The following is a 16198-nucleotide window of genomic DNA, read 5'->3' as shown; positions in this document are numbered from 1 at the left end:
GCCTCGATGAGCGAACCGGGTTCCGCGACCGACACCGACACCGGCGACGAGCCGGCGCAGCAGCAAACGGCGCCGGACGGGACCCGAACCGGCGCGCAGACCGCCGTCGCGGAGCACCCCGCACCGAAAGCGCCCGCCCCGGGCACACCGCAGCCCGAAAAACCTTGGTGGGTACGCCATTACACGTTCACCGGCACGACGGTCGGGCTGGTGTTCATCTGGTTCTCGCTGACCCCGTCGCTGCTGCCGCGCGGGGCGATATTCCAGGGATTGGTCAGCGGCATCTCCGGCGCCATCGGCTATGGGCTGGGCGTCTTCGCCGTCTGGCTCTACCGGTACCTGTGGGCCAAACCGTCCAGTCCCCCGCCGCCGCGCTGGGCCTGGAAGATCCTGATCCCGGTCGGCGCGGTCGGCATGGTGTTGATGGCGATCTGGTTCCACGTGTGGCAGGACAAGGTGCGCGACCTGATGGGTGTGGCGCACCTGAAGTGGTACGACTACCCGGTGGCGGGGGTGCTGTCCCTGGTGGTGCTGTTCACCTGCGTCGAGATCGGCCAATTCACCCGCTGGCTGGTTAGCTTCCTGGTCGGCCGGCTCGACCGGATCGCGCCGTTTCGGCTGTCGGCGACCATCGTGGTGGCCCTGCTGGTGGTGCTCACCATCACCCTGCTCAACGGTGTGGTGCTGAAGTTCGCCATGCGCACCATGAACAACACCTTCGCCTCCGCCAACAACGAGATGAGCCCGGACACCGCACCGCCGAAAACCCCGCTGCGCTCCGGCGGCCCGGAGTCGCTGGTGTCCTGGGAGTCGCTGGGCCACCAGGGCCGCGTCTTCATCGAGGGCGGGCCGCGGGTGGAACAGCTGACCGCGTTCAACGGCGCCCCGGCCACCGAGCCGATCCGCGCCTACGCGGGGCTGAACTCCGCCGACGGCATCACCGCCACCGCCGAGCTGGCCGCCCGGGAGTTGCAGCGCACCGGCGGGCTGCGGCGCGCCGTCGTCGCGGTGGCCACCACCACCGGCACCGGCTGGATCAACGAGGCCGAGGCCACCGCGCTGGAGTACATGTACAACGGCAACACCGCGATCGTCAGCATGCAGTATTCGTTCCTGCCCAGCTGGCTGTCGTTCCTGGTGGACAAGGAGAACGCCCGGCACGCCGGTCAGGCGCTGTTCGAGGCGGTCGACCGGCTGGTCCGCCAGCTGCCCGAGGCTCAGCGCCCCAAGCTGGTGGTGTTCGGCGAGAGCCTGGGCTCGTTCGGCGGCGAGGCGCCGTTCATGAGCCTGAACAACGTGCTGGCCCGCACCGACGGCGCCCTGTTCAGCGGCCCGACGTTCAACAACACCATCTGGACCGATCTGACGTCGACGCGCGACGCCGGGTCACCGGAGTGGTTGCCGATCTACAACGACGGCCGCAATGTCCGCTTCGTGGCGCGCGCGGCGAACCTGGCGCGGCCCAAGGATCCGTGGGATCACCCGCGGGTGGTCTACCTGCAGCACGCCTCGGATCCGATCGCCTGGTGGACCACCGACCTGTTGTTCGCCCGGCCGGACTGGCTCAAGGAGCGCCGCGGCTACGACGTGCTGCCGGAGACCACCTGGATCCCGGTGGTGACGTTCCTGCAGGTCTCGGCGGACATGGCGGTCGCCCAGAACGTGCCCGACGGGCACGGCCACCACTACGTCGCCGACGTCGCCGACGCCTGGGCGGCGGTGCTGTCACCGCCGGGGTGGACACCCGACAAGACGGACCGGCTGCGGCCGCTGCTGCACGCCAACGGCTAGATCCAGCGGCGCTCGCCGGCGCCGGTGTTGGCCAGCGGGGCGCCGACCGGACCGCCAGCCAGCCGGCTCAGCACCCCGGCCCCGGCCAGCGCGTGGTAGCCGCCGATCACGTCGGTGGCGCGGTGCAGGCCGATGTCCAGCAGCGCGGCCGCGGCCAGGCTGGACGTGTAGCCCTCCGAACAGATGATCACCCATTCGACGTCGTCGCCGACGGCCTCGGGCAGCCGGGCCTCGCTGGTCGGGTCGCAGCGCCATTCCAGCACGTTGCGCTCGATCACCAGCGCGCCGGGCACCTCGCCCTCGCGGAACCGCTGGGCCTGCGGCCGGATGTCGACCAGCACCGCGCCGCGGCGCACCGCGTCGGGCACTTCGACGGCGGGCAGCCGGCGGAACCGGCGCCGGGCGGACCTCAACACGACGTCGATGCGGCTCATCACGATCCTTCCGGCTGGTCGGTCAGTTCGGTGCGTTGCCGACGCAACGTCTTGCGCTCGGTGATGTCGTAGTAGGACATCGCGGTCAGCGGCGGCGAGTAGGCGTGCACGCTCAGCGTCGGCGCCGCCTGGGCGGCGGCGACGGCCCGACGGCTGACCGGCCCGCTGACCGGCCGGGGCGCCCACACCACGTCGTGCACCCAGCCCAGCGGGAAGCCGGCCTGATCGCCGGCGTCGAGCCGGCGGCGTCGCAAAGCCCTACCGTCCCAACGGTATTCGTTCAGCGATCCGGAGACGACGGTCAACGCGCCCAGCGACCCGCCGTGGTCGTGCAGTTCGGTCGGGTGGCCGGGCACCCAGCTGATCAGCCAGACGTCGAGCTCCTCGTCGCCGTGGATGCGGGTGAACCAGCGCCGCGACGCCGGGATGCCGCCCGGGGGCAGCAGGTGGTCGCAGCGCCCGCTGAGCACGTCGTCGGCGGCCTGATCGGTGGCATAGAGCAGGTCGGGCACCCGCAACCGGGTCGGACCCGGCGACGGCGACGACGGGAAAGGCGGGCGCAGGGCAGCCAGGGTGGCGGCGGGGACAGGCATGAGGAAAGGACTCCAGGGAGCGAAAACGGATCGGGCGGCGGCGTGTTACGGCCGACAACACTCGCAAAATCCGAAGCGCTCCATCACGGCAGCCAGTGTTGCATAGATTGGGACCGTGCGCTGGCGCGGTGATCGGTCCCGGCGACGGGGCGCGGTCGTTCTGGTGGGCATCGTGCTGGGGGTTGTGATGGCGGCCCCCGGGTGCTCGCACGGCGCCCCGCGCGGCGCGCCGGCGCCCGCACCGGCGCGGCAATCGGGTATCCCCGCCGGCCCCGCCGCGGCGCCGCCGGGCGCCGTCGGGCTGTCCCCGGGCGGCGTGACGACCCGGATCGACATCCCGGCGGACTCCACCGAAGAGGAGTACTACCAGGCCTGTCACGCCGCCAAGGAGTGGATGGAGGCCCAGCCCAAGACGGGTGCGTCGCTGTTCGAGCCGTACTTGTCGATGGTGCAGGCATCGCCGTCGGGCACCGCGGGCAGCTGGAACACGCCGTGGTCGGCGTTGGCGCCGGCCCGGCAGGCGGCCGTGATCGTCGCCGCCCGGGCGGCCGCCAACGACGAATGCGGGTGACGGCACCCCGGTTGGACAAGGACAATTGCGATCACGGTTGAAAAAACTGCCCGGCCGCGCCCGCCGACCGCCGCGAGCGCCCGCTAGCCGGCCGCCGCGCAAAATGGAGGGGTGCCTGAGGAACGTCGATCAGCACCGACTCGGGTGGCACTCGCGCTCGGCAGCGGTGGCGCCCGCGGCTACGCCCACATCGGGGTGATCGAGGCGCTGCAAGCCCGCGGCTACGACATCGTCGGCGTCGCCGGCTCGTCGATGGGCGCGCTGGTCGGCGGCCTGCAAGCGGCCGGACGGCTGGACGAGTTCGCCGAGTGGGCCAAGTCGCTGACCCAGCGCACCATCCTGCGGCTGCTGGACCCGTCCATCAGCGCGGCCGGGGTGATGCGGGCGGGCAAGATCCTGGACGCGGTGCGCGACATCCTGGGGCCGGTGGCCATCGAGGACCTGCGCATCCCCTACACCGCGGTGGCCACCGACCTGCTGGCCGGCAAGTCGGTGTGGTTTCAGCGCGGGCCGCTGGACGAGGCGATCCGCGCGTCCATCGCGATCCCCGGGGTGATCGCCCCGCACACCCTCGACGGCCGGCTGCTGGCCGACGGCGGCATCCTCGACCCGCTGCCGATGGCCCCGCTCTCGGCCGTCAACGCCGATCTGACCATCGCGGTGAACCTGTCCGGCAGCGAGGCGATCACCCGTCGCGAGGCCGAACCGGCCGCCACCGCCGAGTGGTTGACCCGCATGATGCGCAGCACCTCGGCGCTGTTCGACACGGCCGCCGCCCGCTCGCTGCTCGATCGGCCCACCGCGCGGGCGGTGCTGAGCCGGCTGGGCGGGCCGAGCGGCGACGCCGACGCCTGGCCGGACAATCCCGAGGAACCCGACCAGCCGGTGCTCGCCGATGACGACGACGAGGCCGTCGAATTGCCCGGCGCGGCAACGGATGTGCCCAAACTGGGCAGCTTCGAGGTGATGAACCGCACCATCGACATCGCCCAGGCGGCGCTGGCGCGGCACACGCTGGCCGTCTACCCGCCCGACCTGCTCATCGAGGTCCCCCGCTCGATCTGCCGGGGCCTGGAATTCCACCGGGCGGTGGAGGTGATCGACGCGGGGCGGGCGTTGGCCGACCAAGCCCTCGACGCCCTCGAGGACGGCGACGACGACCGCCCCGCGGTCGAGCGCTGAACTGATTGCCCGGCAACGGGATTCGTCACACACCCAGGAATTCGGCGACGGCCGCGGCTTCGCGGCGGCCCTGTTCGCGGCCGGCCCGCGCCGAGGGCACCCGGCAGCCGGGGTCCAACGGGTTGGGCCCGAACGCCGCCAGCGAGCGGTCGTCGGCGAAGACGGCCAACGCCCGGCCGGGGAACGCCGCGATCTCCGCGGCCGGGCCGGCGCCGAACGGCGACGGCGCGTCGACGCCCGAGGGCACCAGCACCACCGCGACGTCGCAGTCGGCGGCCACCCCCAAATTCACCGAGCTGGCCACCCCGCCGTCCATGTAGCGGCGGCCGCCGATGGCCACCGGAGGCCACGCCCCGGGCACCGCGCAGCTGGCCGCCACCGCGTCGACGAGGTCGACGCCCGACGCCGGGTCGAACACGGTCAGCTCGCCGCTGTCGACGTCGATTGCGGTGAGCCGCAACGCCCGTCGCGGCCACCGGTGCGACGGCAACCGCGCCGCGATCACCCGGCGGCGCACCGGGGCCGGCACGGTGTCGGTGGCCAGCGCTACCGCCCCGATGCGCCGCAATTGTTGGCGGGTCTTGTCCTCCGAGTCGTCGTACGGTTCGGCCAGGGCGGTCAGGAACAGCTCGGTGATGGCCTCGACGTCGACCCCGGAATCGATTTCGGGCGAAGAGGCGGCGACCTGCCGATCGAACAGCGCGTCGAGGGTGTGGCCGCTGCACAGCTGGGCGGCGACCGCCGAGCCCGCCGACGTGCCGACCAGCACGTCGGATTCGGTCAGCAGCCGCGCCGCGGCCGGCGACTCGTCCGCAATGCCCCGCAGAACACCTGTCTCCCAGGCGATTCCGGCGATCCCGCCGCCGGCGAGCACCAGGGCGCGTTTGGTTGTCACGTCGAAACACTCTGCCAAACGGCCTCAGCCGGCCCGCCGGGTGTCGGGCAGTGCGTGCTGGGAGTCCCGCACCGGTGTGCTCAGCTCGTCGCGGCGCAGCAGCTGCCGGGGCGGGTCGGGCAGCACCAGGCGGCGGGTGACTCGCAGCCCGGCGTCGACGTGAACCAGCTCCCCCGGCTCGAGCAGCCGCCAACGCGGGTCGGCGTCCATGCGTTCGGTGGCGAACACCACCGACGGCCGGGTGCGCAGCTGCTGGGAGCGCGCGTGAATTCGTATGGTGTGCAAGTCGAATTCGGGTTGCCGGGCCGCGTCGGCGGAGCGATCCAACACGTAGAGCTGATGGGTGTGCGGGTAGCGCAGCGCCCACATCTCGGTGGCGGTGCTCAGCAGCAGGTTGACCGCATAGATCGGGACCTGCTCGGCCAGCCATCGGACGGCGTCGACCAGGCCCGCGGTGATGTCGCCGTCGCGGGCCCGGATCGCGGCGGTGATCAACGCGAACACCCGCTCGGAGTCGGTGTCACCCAACACCAACCCGTCGACGCCGACCTCACGCAGCCGCGCGTCGATGACGTCGAGCCCCTCCAGCACCCCGTTGTGCGCGAAGATCCGGCCGTCCTGCAGAAACGGGTGGGTGTTGCGGACGTCGAGCGACCCGGTGGTCGCGTAGCGGACGTGGGCGATGACGGTGGTGCCGGTCAGCTGATGCGCTTCGCGCGCGAACGCGGCGTCCCGCCAGGCGGCTATCGGCTCCTTGTGCAGCTGCGGGCGGGCGTGCTCGTCGAACACCCCCAGGCCGGTGCCGTCGGGGTTTCTCCGGCTCTGTTCGGCCAGGCTGTCCGGCGCGTCGAGCAGCCAGAAGGTCGCGGTGCACGCGCGTGTCCCGGCGTGCAGGCCGAAGAGTCGACACATGGGCTCTTACCGTAACGGCCGGCGGGACTCAGCGGGTGAGCAAGGCCACCAGGTTGTCCAGCGCGCGTCGCGCGTAGCCCTGCCACATCCTGCCCAGCAGTGGAAGCGCCCAGGCGGTCAGCGGTGACCTGGGATGAATGTCCCAGCGCCAGGTGATCTCGGTTCCGCCGGCCGCCGGGGTGAAAACCCATTCGCCGAGCACATGATTCACCAGCAGCGCCATCGGGCCGGTGATGCCGCTGAGCCGGTAGCCGAACGACCGCGGCGGGTCGACGCTGGTCAGTTCCTCGCGCATGCTGGCACCGCCGGCCAGGTGCACGATGCGCTGCCGGCCCGCCGCGTCCCAGTCCCCGGTCTGTCCGCGCACCTCCCTGATCGGCGGGAAGGGGCCGTACCACCGGTTGAACAGCGTCGGCAGCGGCATCGGCAGCGTGCGTCCGAACGCGTCCGGCACGGCGACGGGGGCGACGACGGATTGGGCGACGACGAGTGAATCTGCCACTGTGCCAAGCCTTTCAGTCGCGGGCTTCGATCACCCGGTAGCCGCCGTCGGCGTAGCGGGAGCGGACGGCCTTCTTGTCGTATTTGCCGACGCTGGTGCGCGGTATCTCGTCGACGAACGTCCACCGCTCCGGCAGCCACCAACGAACAACCTTGTCGGCCAGGAACTTTCGCAGCTGGTCGGCGTCGACCGAGGCGCCGTCCTTGACCACCACCACGGCCAGCGGGCGTTCCTCCCACCGCTCGTCGGGCACTCCCACCACCGCGGCCTCGACCACGTCGGGGTGACCGATCAGGCAGTTTTCCAGCTCCACCGAGGAGATCCATTCGCCACCGGATTTGATGACGTCCTTGGCCCGGTCGGTCAGCGTGACGAAGCCCCGCTCGTCGATGCGGCCCACGTCGCCGGTGCGCAGCCAGCCGGAGTCGAACTTCGAGTCGTCGCGTCCCAGGTAGTAGGAGCCGGCGATCCACGGGCCGCGCACCTCCACCTCCCCCACCGCGGTGCCGTCGTTGGGCAGGACGCGGCCGTCATCGTCGACGATGCGCATCTGGACCCCACAGACCGGTTGGCCCTGTGTGCCCCGGTACGCCCAGTGCTGGTTCTCCGGCGTTCCCGGCGGCGGCCAGGCCATGGTGGCCAGCGGCGACGTCTCGGTCATGCCCCACAGTTGCCGGATCTGCACGCCGTGTTTCTCCTCGAAGGTGCGCATCAGCGACACCGGTACGGCCGAGCCGCCGCAGACCACCAGCCGCAGCGACGACATGTCGTGGTCGGGTTCGTCTTCCAGGTGGTGCAGCACCGCGTTCCAGATGGTCGGCACCGCACCGGTCACGGTGGGCCGCAGGTCTTCGACCATCCGCACCAGCGAGCGGGGGTCGAGGTGGCAATCGGGCAGCACCAGGTCCGCGCCGGCCATCAGCGCCGCGTAGGGCAGGCCCCAGGCGTTGGCGTGAAACATCGGCACGATCGGCAGCAGGCTGTCGCTGGCCCCGATCCCGATACCGTTGGCGGTGCACGCGGCCATCGTGTGCAGGAAACTCGAACGATGGCTGTACACAACGCCTTTCGGGTTCCCGGTGGTGCCGCTGGTGTAGCACATGGCGGCCGCGGAGTTCTCGTCGATGCGCGGCCAGTCGAATTCGGCCGGCTCGGCGCCGATGACGTCGGCGTAGCGCAGCACCGTCTTGCCGGATGCCCGCAGCGGCTCGGTGTCGCCGTCGCCGACCACGATCACCGTGTGCACGGTGTGCAGGCCGGGCAGCACCGGCGCGAGCAGTTTGACCAGCGACGCGTCGACCAGCACCACTTGGTCCTCGGCCTCGTTGGCTACGTAGGCGATCTGCTCGGGGAACAGCCGGATGTTCAGGGTGTGCAGCACCGCGCCCATCGAGGGCACGGCGAGGTAGGCGGCGAGATGCTCGGCGTTGTTCCACATGAAAGTGGCCACCCGCTGGTCCCCGGTCACCCCGAGCCCGCGCAACGCGTTCGCCAGCTGGGCGGCCCGGTCGCCCAGTTCGCGGTAGCTGGTGCGCCGGTAACCGTCTCCGGTCGCGGTGGTCACGGTGCGCGCCCCGTGCACGCCGCAGCCGTGACGCATGATCGCGGTGATCGTCAACGGAAAGTCCTGCATCGTGCCGTCCACTGCGCACCGCCTCCGCATCTGGGGCCGACGGCGCCGCGCCGCCGGCCGCTTTCCCACCCTAAGCCCGGATCCGGCGATTGTGGCAGACCCCGAGCGGGCCGCACGGCCCCGATCCCGTTCGGCGGGCCCGACTTTGGCGGCCGGCTCGGGCGGTGGGTGCAGCTAGGCCAGCACCGGCTCCCACGGCGCCAGCTCGGGCAGCCAACCGGTGGTCGCGTCGTCGTCCTCGTCGGCGCCGCTGCACGGCGCGGCCGGTGCGGTCCCCGAGGAGAGCCGGGCCACGCTGAGCACCCCGGCGTGGTCGGCGACGTACAGGTAGTTGCCGTCGGGGCTTTCCACCAGGGCCGACGGGTGCTTGGTCACCCTGACCTCGCCGAGGACGTCCTGGGTGCGGGTGCCCAGCACCGTGACCCGGTCGTCGCTGATCAGGTAGGCGCGCTCGCCGTCGCGGCTCAGCGTCATCCGGGTCAGCGGCCCGGTGATCTCGTTGATCTTGTGCGTGCTGACGATGGTGGCGGCCCGGGTGTCGACGACGTCGAGCACCGAGCCCACCACTGGGCCGCAGCTGGCCACATACGCGGTGTTGCCGTCGTTGCCGAGCGCCACATCGCGGACGGGCAGCCCGAGCTCGACGGTGCCGACGAGGCGGGAGCGGCCGCCGACCCGGCGGCCGTCGGTGCGGGTGCGGGTTTCGATGATGGCCAGGCCGCCGCCGTTGGGCCCGTTGACGCCGACGAACAGCCGGCGCCCGTCGGCGCTGACCCGCACGCAGGCGGTGGTCGTCCCGGCCGCGGCGGCCAGCTCGATCACCTCGAGCTCGCCCGTGGTGGTGTCCAGCACCGCCACATCGGCGCCGCGCACGGCGTTGCGGCTGGCGTAGAGGTACCGCCCGTCCGGGCTGACCGCCAGATCGCTCAGGCTGTGCGCCAGCCGATGCGTGGCGATGCGCCAGTTGGTGACGACGTCGATGACTTCGATCGCGTCGTAGGCGGCGGTGACGGTGCTGACATAGGCGTAGTTCGGGTCGGCGGCGCTCATGGCCACCGCGAACGGTTCGCTCAGACCGGCGATGGTGCTCGCGACGCGACAGGTGTGGGTGTCGATCACCGACACGGTGTCGCGGCCGTAGTTGGTCACCAGCAGCCGGCGCCCGTCGGGGCTGACGTCGATGTCGCTGATCGGGCCGTGGTGAACAGGGACTTTGACCACCGCGGTGTTGTCGATCCCGAATCGGGCCGTAGGCCCGTTTGCATCACTCACGCTGGTACCGCCTTTGCTGTGTTTGTCGGCCCGGGTGGCCAGGTGGCGTAGCCGCCGACACGGTCGCGGCGAATTGGCCACCGGATTCACCGGCTTTCAGCACCGAAAGGCACTGACGAGACTGGTTTTCGGTAGTCTACTGGCCAAAATTCGCCTCACTGCAGCTCGAAAATGCTCGACGTTAGCTACGTCACTCGGTGCACTCAGGTTCTGCTCAGACTTCCAATCACGCTGTACCGCAGTCGCTTACCCGCAGCGAAACCGTCGCAAACGCGCATGCGGGGGATTTCATCCGCGCCGCTAACCGCGCCCGCGCATGTTCACGGGCTGCTTTGCTGAGGAATTCTCAGCATCGGCGGTACGAGAGGCGAATATCACATCGGGGCCGGCTCAGCTGAATTGGGTGTGCGGTCGAGGCAGCGGCGTCCCGTCGACGACGATGTCCAGTTTTTCGTTGTAGAACGCGATCAGCCCAGCGATCTGGGCGACCGCGGGCAGCGGGTAGTGGTAGGTCCAGGCCAGGTCTTCGTGCACGACGTCGCCGACCCGCACCGACCAGTAGCCCGACGTCGTTCCCTTGTACGGGCACAGCGTCTGGGTGGCGCTGGGCTCCAGATGCGCGAAGTCGACGTCGGTGGGATCGATGTAATACCTGGTGGGCAAACCGGTTTCGAACAGCAGGACGGGAGATCTGGTGTCCGCCAACGTGATTCCGTCACGTGCGACGCGAACATGTCGGTGTGAGCGCAGCGCATCCACCCGCGCGTACGGGTTGCGTGGATGGCCGTAGATCGGTTCGTCTTCTTCGAACCAGCGCAACGGATCCCATTCGAACCGCACGGTACCGGCCAGCGGGCCGTCGCCGTCGGCGTCGAACACCCGGGCCGCCGACTCACAGGTGCGGCCGCCGGCCACCACGGAGTACAGCCGCGACGGTCCGAATTGCACTCGCTGAGCGTGGTTTTCGTCGCGCAGCAACCCGGTGCGCACGTCGGCCAGTGGAATGTAGTACTGCGGGTAGTAGGGGACCTCCCACACGTAGCGGGCGGCGGTGGTGTCGAAGACCAGCACGTCGCCCAGATAACCGCGGACCCGCCGCGGCGCCGGTTCGATCCGGCCCCGCGCCGCCGCCATCTGCGGGTAGTCCGGTTCGGCGGGCATCGTCGGCCCTACTGGTCCTTGGCGGCCAGTCCGGCCGGCGCGTGGGCGATCGCTCTCGTGATCGCCGTGGCCTCCGGCCGGTAGGCCTCGATCTCGTCGCCGCCGCGGCCGGTGATGGTGATCGTCTCGGCGCGGATGGCGTCGGGGCTGGGCGCGTCCATCACCACAACGTAGCCTTCAGCGTCGTTTGTCGCGCACCTTGTAGGTGGACGGCCACGACTTTCGAGATTCGTCCCCGGTCAACGGAGTTCCCATGCCGCCGACCTTGACGGCGTAGGCCTCCTTGCCGGGGCCGACCTCGCGATTGGCGTGTTCCTGGGCCAGGAAGTAGAGCTCGTCGATGGTGGCCTCGTCGTAGGCGACGAACGAGGTTTCCCGCTCCAGGTCGTCGATGCCGATCAGCATCCGGTCGGGCAGCAGCCGCGAGACCACCGCCGCCAGGCCCAGCAGCGCAAAGGGAATGATCCAGTAGCACAGGAACGACAGCGGGGTCTTGGTGTCCAGCATGTAGGCGGGCGCCGCCCCGGCGGATCCCTGCAGCACCGACGGGATCGCCGACGACACCGTCATCCCGGCGAACGTCGCCACCCAGATCCAGCCGAGGATTTTCACGATCCGGCCGAACAACTCGGTCTTGGCGACGTCGGGAGCCTGTTCGGCGGCGGCGAACTCGGCCACGAAGGGCTTCCCGATCAGCATCCCCGCCAGCGCCGCCAGGAAGATCCCGGCGTTGCTCAACGGCAGGATCCACCGCTGCAGAAACGACTCGCTGAGCGTGAAGGCCAGCACGGCGAGAACCAAAAGCACTGCTACAGAAGCGAAGTCGAAGAGCTGCCAGCGCCTGCGCAGCACCCCGCCCAGGCCCAGGCTGACCGCGGCGAGCGCCAGCGCGACCAGCACGGCCGCCACGAACGGAACGTTACCGACCAACACCCAATACACAATCCACGGCGCGAGGCCGAACAGCATGCCCATGCTGGGTCAGTGTATGAGTGGCCGTCGGCGCCGCCGCCGGCGGCTGGCCCAAACTCTTGGTCCACTACCGGCCCGGGGCCAGCCCCATCGCCAGGAAGTCCAGGCGCCACAACGACTCGAACAGTCGACGACCGAACTCCCGCGCCCGGTCATCCCGGCCGGCGCCCCCCACCCCGTCGATGATCTCGGCGATGCTGCGCCGGCCGTCGACCTGTTGGACAAAGGGCAGCTGGGCCGGGGTCAGCGTCAGTTTGGCGCCGGGCAGGTGGATCTGGTCACCGGACAGCAGGCATGCCGTCCGCAGCCCGGGGACGTAGCCGAGATACGTCGGCGACGAGAAGTCGATCGCGTAACGCTCCCGTGGGCGTTCCGGCCGGCAGGCGAGGAAGAAGTGGGTGGCGTTGGCTGGTTGCAGGCGCTCCATCACCGACCACAACGTGGTGTCGGGCAACCGGTTCAGGGCCGACTGGAATTGGGTTGCGGCGCCCCCGAAGAGGGCGTCGTGCGGGTAGTACGGCGAATTGCGAAGCCAGCCCTGGAACGCCAGCCCGGCCGCGGCGACCAGCTCCAGGCATTGCTCGACGGTGTAGCTGCGTTGCCGGGCGTGCAGGAAGGTGTCGACCAGCCCGCCATCGGTCGACAGGTCGCGGGCCCCCTTCAGATAGGTGTGCACGGGGTGGTCTGCCGGGAGCGCCGCCACCGCCTCTTTGACCAGTTCCACCGAGGCCTCGTCCTGGGAGAGTCCGAGGTCGCGAAACACCGATGCCAGCATCTCGACGCCGATCCGGCCGTAGCTGGCGTAGAGCATGACGCCGAGCGCCCCGTCGGGCCGCAGGCACCGACCGAGCGCTGTCAGCCCGGTCAGCGGATCCGCCAGATGATGCAGCACGCCGGTGGAGACGATGAGATCGAAGTCGCGGTCCAGCGCGGCGACCTCTTCGATCGCGAGCCGATGCAGCTCCAGGTTGTGCAGCCGGTGCTTGTCCTTCAGGAATTGCTGATGGTCCAGCGCCGTCCGGCTGACGTCGATGGCAACCACTTTGGCGGCGCGGTTGGTGTAGGCGTAGACGGCCGCCTGGAAGGTGCCGCACCCCGCGATGAGGATGTCGAGGTCGGGTCGGTAGTCGCGGTCGGGCCACAGCAGCCGATGCGCCCAGAACGGGTCGAACCAGTCCCAGTGGTTTGTCGTCCACGCGTCGAGGTCGGTGACCGGCGGCGGGTATTGCCAGCGATCGTATTGGCGCGAGACACCGTCGGCCCGTGCATCCTCGGACACCGTCGCGCTGGCTCCTTCGTGGTGCTCGGTCGCGCACCGCTCGCGACCAACTTACTCGGCCGGACGGCTGCGAGCCCGCTCGTCGTTGGCCGCCCGGGCGGATACTTCGAATTCGCCTCTGCGCCAAGCGATTAGGTGCTCATTTCGGCCACCGGGCGGCGCGGCGCCCCGGACGGTCACGGACCCGGCACGTCCGGCCGGGAGTTTCGGTGCCCCCAGTCGGACTCGAACCGACACTGGGCGGATTTTAAGTCCGCTGCCTCTGCCAATTGGGCTATGGGGGCCCGGCGGCGAATCTAGCGCGTGGCGGCTGGTTTCACCGCACCGCGTCGGGTCGGCAATTTGCCAGACGTACAACATGCGGTTCCGCTGAGCGTGTATTAGGATCCGCGCGCCGCGCGCGATTACTTCCGGCGAGCGTTTACTCCAGATGACAGGCGGATGTCGTCCGACAGGACCGTGTTAAAACTGCCGCCCTCGTCGTTAAGAAGCCGTAAACGGCTGTCATCTCAGGCCTTTCGATCGGGAACGTGGAGTCGTGGATCGATAGCGTCTTGCCCACGCACAGCGGCCGCGAGGCGAGCGCACGGGTCGATCCACACCGGGGGTCGGCCAGCTTGAGCACGAGGAGCAATGGATGTCATTTCTGACGACAACGACTGAGGAAATGTTAGCCGCCGAGGCGCTGCTCAGTGGGATCAACAGCAATCTCGCGGCGCAAAACGCCGGCGCGGCCTCGGCGACGACCGCCATCGCCCCCGCCGCCGCCGACCCGGTGTCGGCCCAGCAGGCGGCCATCTTCTCGGCCTACGGCACCCAGTACCAGGCGATCGCGTCCGAGGCGCAGACGCTGCTGGAACAGTATTCGCAGACCCTGGGCATCAGTTCCAACAGCTACGGCGACACCGAGGCCGTCAACGCCAGCCAGACCGCGATGCAGGCGCTGAGCGCCGCGGACCCCACCGCCAGCGCGGCCACCGGCTCCAACCCGATCGACATCTTGGCGTGGCTGCTGGGCTTCAACGGCCAGTCCAGCGGCGGTCTGGGCGGCATGTTCGGCCTGTCGAGCAACGGCGCCAACATCGGCAACATCGGTATCGGCAACTGGGCGTCGGCCACCTCGAACCTGCTCGGCCTGGCCGGTGGTGGGCTGCTGGACACCTCCGGCGCCGACGCCGCCGCCGGGGCCGACCTGGCCACCTCGACCGCACCGGTGGAAACCGGCGTGGGCGGGGCCGGTGTCGGTGGCGTGGCGGGCATGGGTGCGATGCCGGCCGCCGCGATGGGCCAGGCGACCACCGTCAGCAAACTGTCCGTGCCGCCGAGTTGGGCCGGCGCCACCCCGGTGGTCGGTTCCAGCAGCGCGCCGCTGCAAACGGTGGGCTGGACCGCCGCCGCTCCGCAGGCCGGCGTCGGCACGGTGGTGCCGGGCATGCCCGGGGTGGGGACCATGGCGCGCAACAGCGCCGGTTTCGGGGCGCCACGCTACGGCGTCAAACCGATCGTCATGCCCAAGCCGGCGACGGTCTAGGCAACCCAGGCAACAGTTTTCAACCGATTCGAGGAGCGGGATACACAAAATGGTTCTTGACTTTGCGGCGGTTCCACCGGAAATCACCTCGGCGCTCATGTACGCCGGCGCGGGCTCGGGCCCGCTGATGGCGGCGGCGACGGCGTACGCCAACCTGTCCGCCGAGGTGAGCAGCACCGCCAGCCAATGGGAGTCGATCATCTCGCTGCTGACCACCGAACAGTGGACGGGCGGCGGGTCGGCCGCGGCGGCGGCCGCGGCGCAGCCCATCGTGTCCTACCTGACCACCACGGCGGCCGCGCTCGAGCAGGCCAGCGCGCAGGCCACCGCGTCGGCGGCCGCCTACGAAGCGGCGTTCGCCGCGACGGTGCCGCCGCCGGTGATCGCCGCCAACCGGTCGTTGCTGGCAACGCTGGTGGCGACCAACTTCCTGGGTGTCAACTCGGCGGCCATCGCGGCGACCGAAGCGCAGTACGCCGAGATGTGGGTGCAGGACGCCACCATGATGGCCACCTACCAGGCGGCCTCGGCGGCCGCCGGAGTGCTGCAGCCGGTGACGCCGCTGACCTCGACCACCAACCCCGGAGCGGCCGCGGCCGTTGACAACGGCGCCGTCGCCTTCGACGCGACGAACAGCACGGCGCAGACGGCGGGTCTGGACCTCTCGTCGCTGATCACGTCGCCCCCCACCGACGGCCTGCTGCAGTCCATCGACGATCTGCTGGGCACCCCGTCGTTCCTCAACGCGACCAACGGCGCGATCAACACCGCAGCCTGGTGGGTCTGTGCCACCATCCCGAACGCGGTGTCGCTGGGCAAGACCCTGGGGACCGTGCCGGCGATCCCGTTCTCGCTCACCGACTCGGTTGCGCCGGCGGCGGGAGCGGCCATCACGCCGGGCATGATGGTGGGCTCGGTGACGGGCGCCGGTGCGTCGGCGGCGGTGGGCGAGGCGTCCGCGGTGGGCGGGCTGTCGGTGCCCGCCAGCTGGTCGGCGGCCGCGCCGGCCACGTCGCTGGCCTCGTCGGCCGCCCCGCTGGAGGGCTCGGGCTGGACCGTCGCCTCCGAGGCCGAGCCGGTCACCGCGATGCCCGGCATGCCGGGGGCGGCGGCCGCGGCCAAGGGCGCCGGCGCCTACGGCAGCGGACCCCGGTACGGCTTCAAGCCGATCGTCATGCCCAAACAGGTCGTCGTCTAACGATGAGACCGCGGATAAGGCGAATAAGGGGGTAGATGTCACCCGTTTGAGGCGAGCAATTAACCGGCAGGCCGTAATCTATTTCCAACGCGGCCACCACCGCATCAATTACAACTGTTAAGACTTCGGCGAACTGAAGCTTCAAGATAGGAGACAGCCGAGATGGCAACACGTTTTATGACCGACCCGCACGAAATGCGGGCGATGGCGGGCCGCTTCGAGGTGCACGCCCAGACCGTGGAGGACGAGGCCCGCAAGATGTGGGCGTCGTC

The 16198-nt window shown here is 70.2% G+C and carries 16 protein-coding genes, 1 tRNA gene and 1 pseudogene; 6 read left to right on the top strand and 12 right to left on the bottom strand.

The genetic code is table 11. The features are described 5' to 3' along the window. Positions 1 to 6: 6 nt before the first annotated feature. The gene (locus tag H7I87_RS28115; protein ID WP_019733635.1) at positions 7 to 1791 is read left to right on the top strand and encodes an alpha/beta hydrolase; all 1785 of its coding nucleotides are present in this window, start codon (positions 7 to 9) and stop codon (positions 1789 to 1791) included. On the opposite strand, the gene H7I87_RS28110 is transcribed toward H7I87_RS28115, so the two are convergent. Then, on the bottom strand, positions 1788 to 2225 hold the full coding sequence (locus H7I87_RS28110) for a rhodanese-like domain-containing protein (RefSeq protein ID WP_003872706.1): 438 nt from the start codon (positions 2223 to 2225) through the stop codon (positions 1788 to 1790). The genes H7I87_RS28115 and H7I87_RS28110 overlap by 4 nt on opposite strands. Beyond that, a complete protein-coding gene (locus tag H7I87_RS28105) occupies positions 2225 to 2818 on the bottom strand; it encodes a cupin domain-containing protein (RefSeq protein WP_003872707.1) in 594 nt (197 codons plus the stop codon). The genes H7I87_RS28110 and H7I87_RS28105 overlap by 1 nt, the downstream gene beginning before the upstream one ends. A gap of 115 nt (positions 2819 to 2933) precedes the next feature. Here H7I87_RS28105 and H7I87_RS28100 point away from each other — a divergent pair, with 115 nt between their 5' ends. Then, on the top strand, positions 2934 to 3389 hold the full coding sequence (locus tag H7I87_RS28100) for a lipoprotein LpqV (RefSeq protein ID WP_179944038.1): 456 nt from the start codon (positions 2934 to 2936) through the stop codon (positions 3387 to 3389). Positions 3390 to 3500: 111 nt separating this feature from the next. Continuing rightward, a complete protein-coding gene (locus H7I87_RS28095; protein WP_023861803.1) occupies positions 3501 to 4571 on the top strand; it encodes a patatin-like phospholipase family protein in 1071 nt (356 codons plus the stop codon). A gap of 25 nt (positions 4572 to 4596) precedes the next feature. Here H7I87_RS28095 and H7I87_RS28090 read toward each other — a convergent pair whose 3' ends face one another. From H7I87_RS28090 to H7I87_RS28045, 10 genes are all read right to left on the bottom strand, one after another. Then, on the bottom strand, positions 4597 to 5466 hold the full coding sequence (locus tag H7I87_RS28090) for a patatin-like phospholipase family protein (RefSeq protein ID WP_023861804.1): 870 nt from the start codon (positions 5464 to 5466) through the stop codon (positions 4597 to 4599). Between the two features lie 24 nt (positions 5467 to 5490). After that, positions 5491 to 6378, bottom strand: a complete 888-nt coding sequence (locus H7I87_RS28085; protein ID WP_019733137.1) for a class II glutamine amidotransferase — start codon at positions 6376 to 6378, stop codon at positions 5491 to 5493. A gap of 28 nt (positions 6379 to 6406) precedes the next feature. Beyond that, complete coding sequence (locus tag H7I87_RS28080; protein WP_019733136.1) at positions 6407 to 6880, bottom strand: SRPBCC family protein; 474 nt, start codon at positions 6878 to 6880, stop codon at positions 6407 to 6409. A gap of 13 nt (positions 6881 to 6893) precedes the next feature. Beyond that, the gene (locus H7I87_RS28075) at positions 6894 to 8525 is read right to left on the bottom strand and encodes a fatty acid--CoA ligase (RefSeq protein ID WP_019733135.1); all 1632 of its coding nucleotides are present in this window, start codon (positions 8523 to 8525) and stop codon (positions 6894 to 6896) included. A 162-nt stretch (positions 8526 to 8687) separates the two neighbouring features. Further along, complete coding sequence (locus tag H7I87_RS28070; protein ID WP_180985196.1) at positions 8688 to 9785, bottom strand: YncE family protein; 1098 nt, start codon at positions 9783 to 9785, stop codon at positions 8688 to 8690. A gap of 390 nt (positions 9786 to 10175) precedes the next feature. Further along, entirely contained in the window at positions 10176 to 10946 is a 771-nt protein-coding gene (locus tag H7I87_RS28065) for a DUF427 domain-containing protein (RefSeq protein ID WP_019733404.1), read from the bottom strand. 8 nt (positions 10947 to 10954) lie between these two features. After that, the gene (locus H7I87_RS28060; protein WP_019305636.1) at positions 10955 to 11107 is read right to left on the bottom strand and encodes a hypothetical protein; all 153 of its coding nucleotides are present in this window, start codon (positions 11105 to 11107) and stop codon (positions 10955 to 10957) included. Between the two features lie 16 nt (positions 11108 to 11123). Next, positions 11124 to 11921, bottom strand: a complete 798-nt coding sequence (locus tag H7I87_RS28055; protein ID WP_003872717.1) for a hypothetical protein — start codon at positions 11919 to 11921, stop codon at positions 11124 to 11126. A 64-nt stretch (positions 11922 to 11985) separates the two neighbouring features. Further along, on the bottom strand, positions 11986 to 13197 hold the full coding sequence (locus tag H7I87_RS28050; protein WP_019731781.1) for a class I SAM-dependent methyltransferase: 1212 nt from the start codon (positions 13195 to 13197) through the stop codon (positions 11986 to 11988). A gap of 210 nt (positions 13198 to 13407) precedes the next feature. After that, positions 13408 to 13481, bottom strand: a tRNA-Leu gene (locus H7I87_RS28045). Between the two features lie 353 nt (positions 13482 to 13834). Here H7I87_RS28045 and H7I87_RS28040 point away from each other — a divergent pair. The 3 genes and pseudogenes from H7I87_RS28040 to H7I87_RS28030 form a co-directional block, all read left to right on the top strand. Beyond that, positions 13835 to 14728, top strand: coding sequence for a PPE family protein, SVP subgroup (locus tag H7I87_RS28040; protein WP_024637733.1), 894 nt, complete (start codon positions 13835 to 13837; stop codon positions 14726 to 14728). A 49-nt stretch (positions 14729 to 14777) separates the two neighbouring features. Then, on the top strand, positions 14778 to 15926 hold the full coding sequence (locus tag H7I87_RS28035) for a PPE family protein (RefSeq protein WP_003877554.1): 1149 nt from the start codon (positions 14778 to 14780) through the stop codon (positions 15924 to 15926). Positions 15927 to 16088: 162 nt separating this feature from the next. Then, positions 16089 to 16198 (top strand): annotated as a pseudogene (locus tag H7I87_RS28030) (WXG100 family type VII secretion target); the annotation flags it as partial.

It is taken from the genome of Mycobacterium timonense (assembly GCF_025821985.1).
Lineage (GTDB): Bacteria > Actinomycetota > Actinomycetes > Mycobacteriales > Mycobacteriaceae > Mycobacterium > Mycobacterium avium.
Note: the sequence above shows the minus strand (reverse complement) of the source record. Positions and strands in the feature narration are given on the sequence as shown.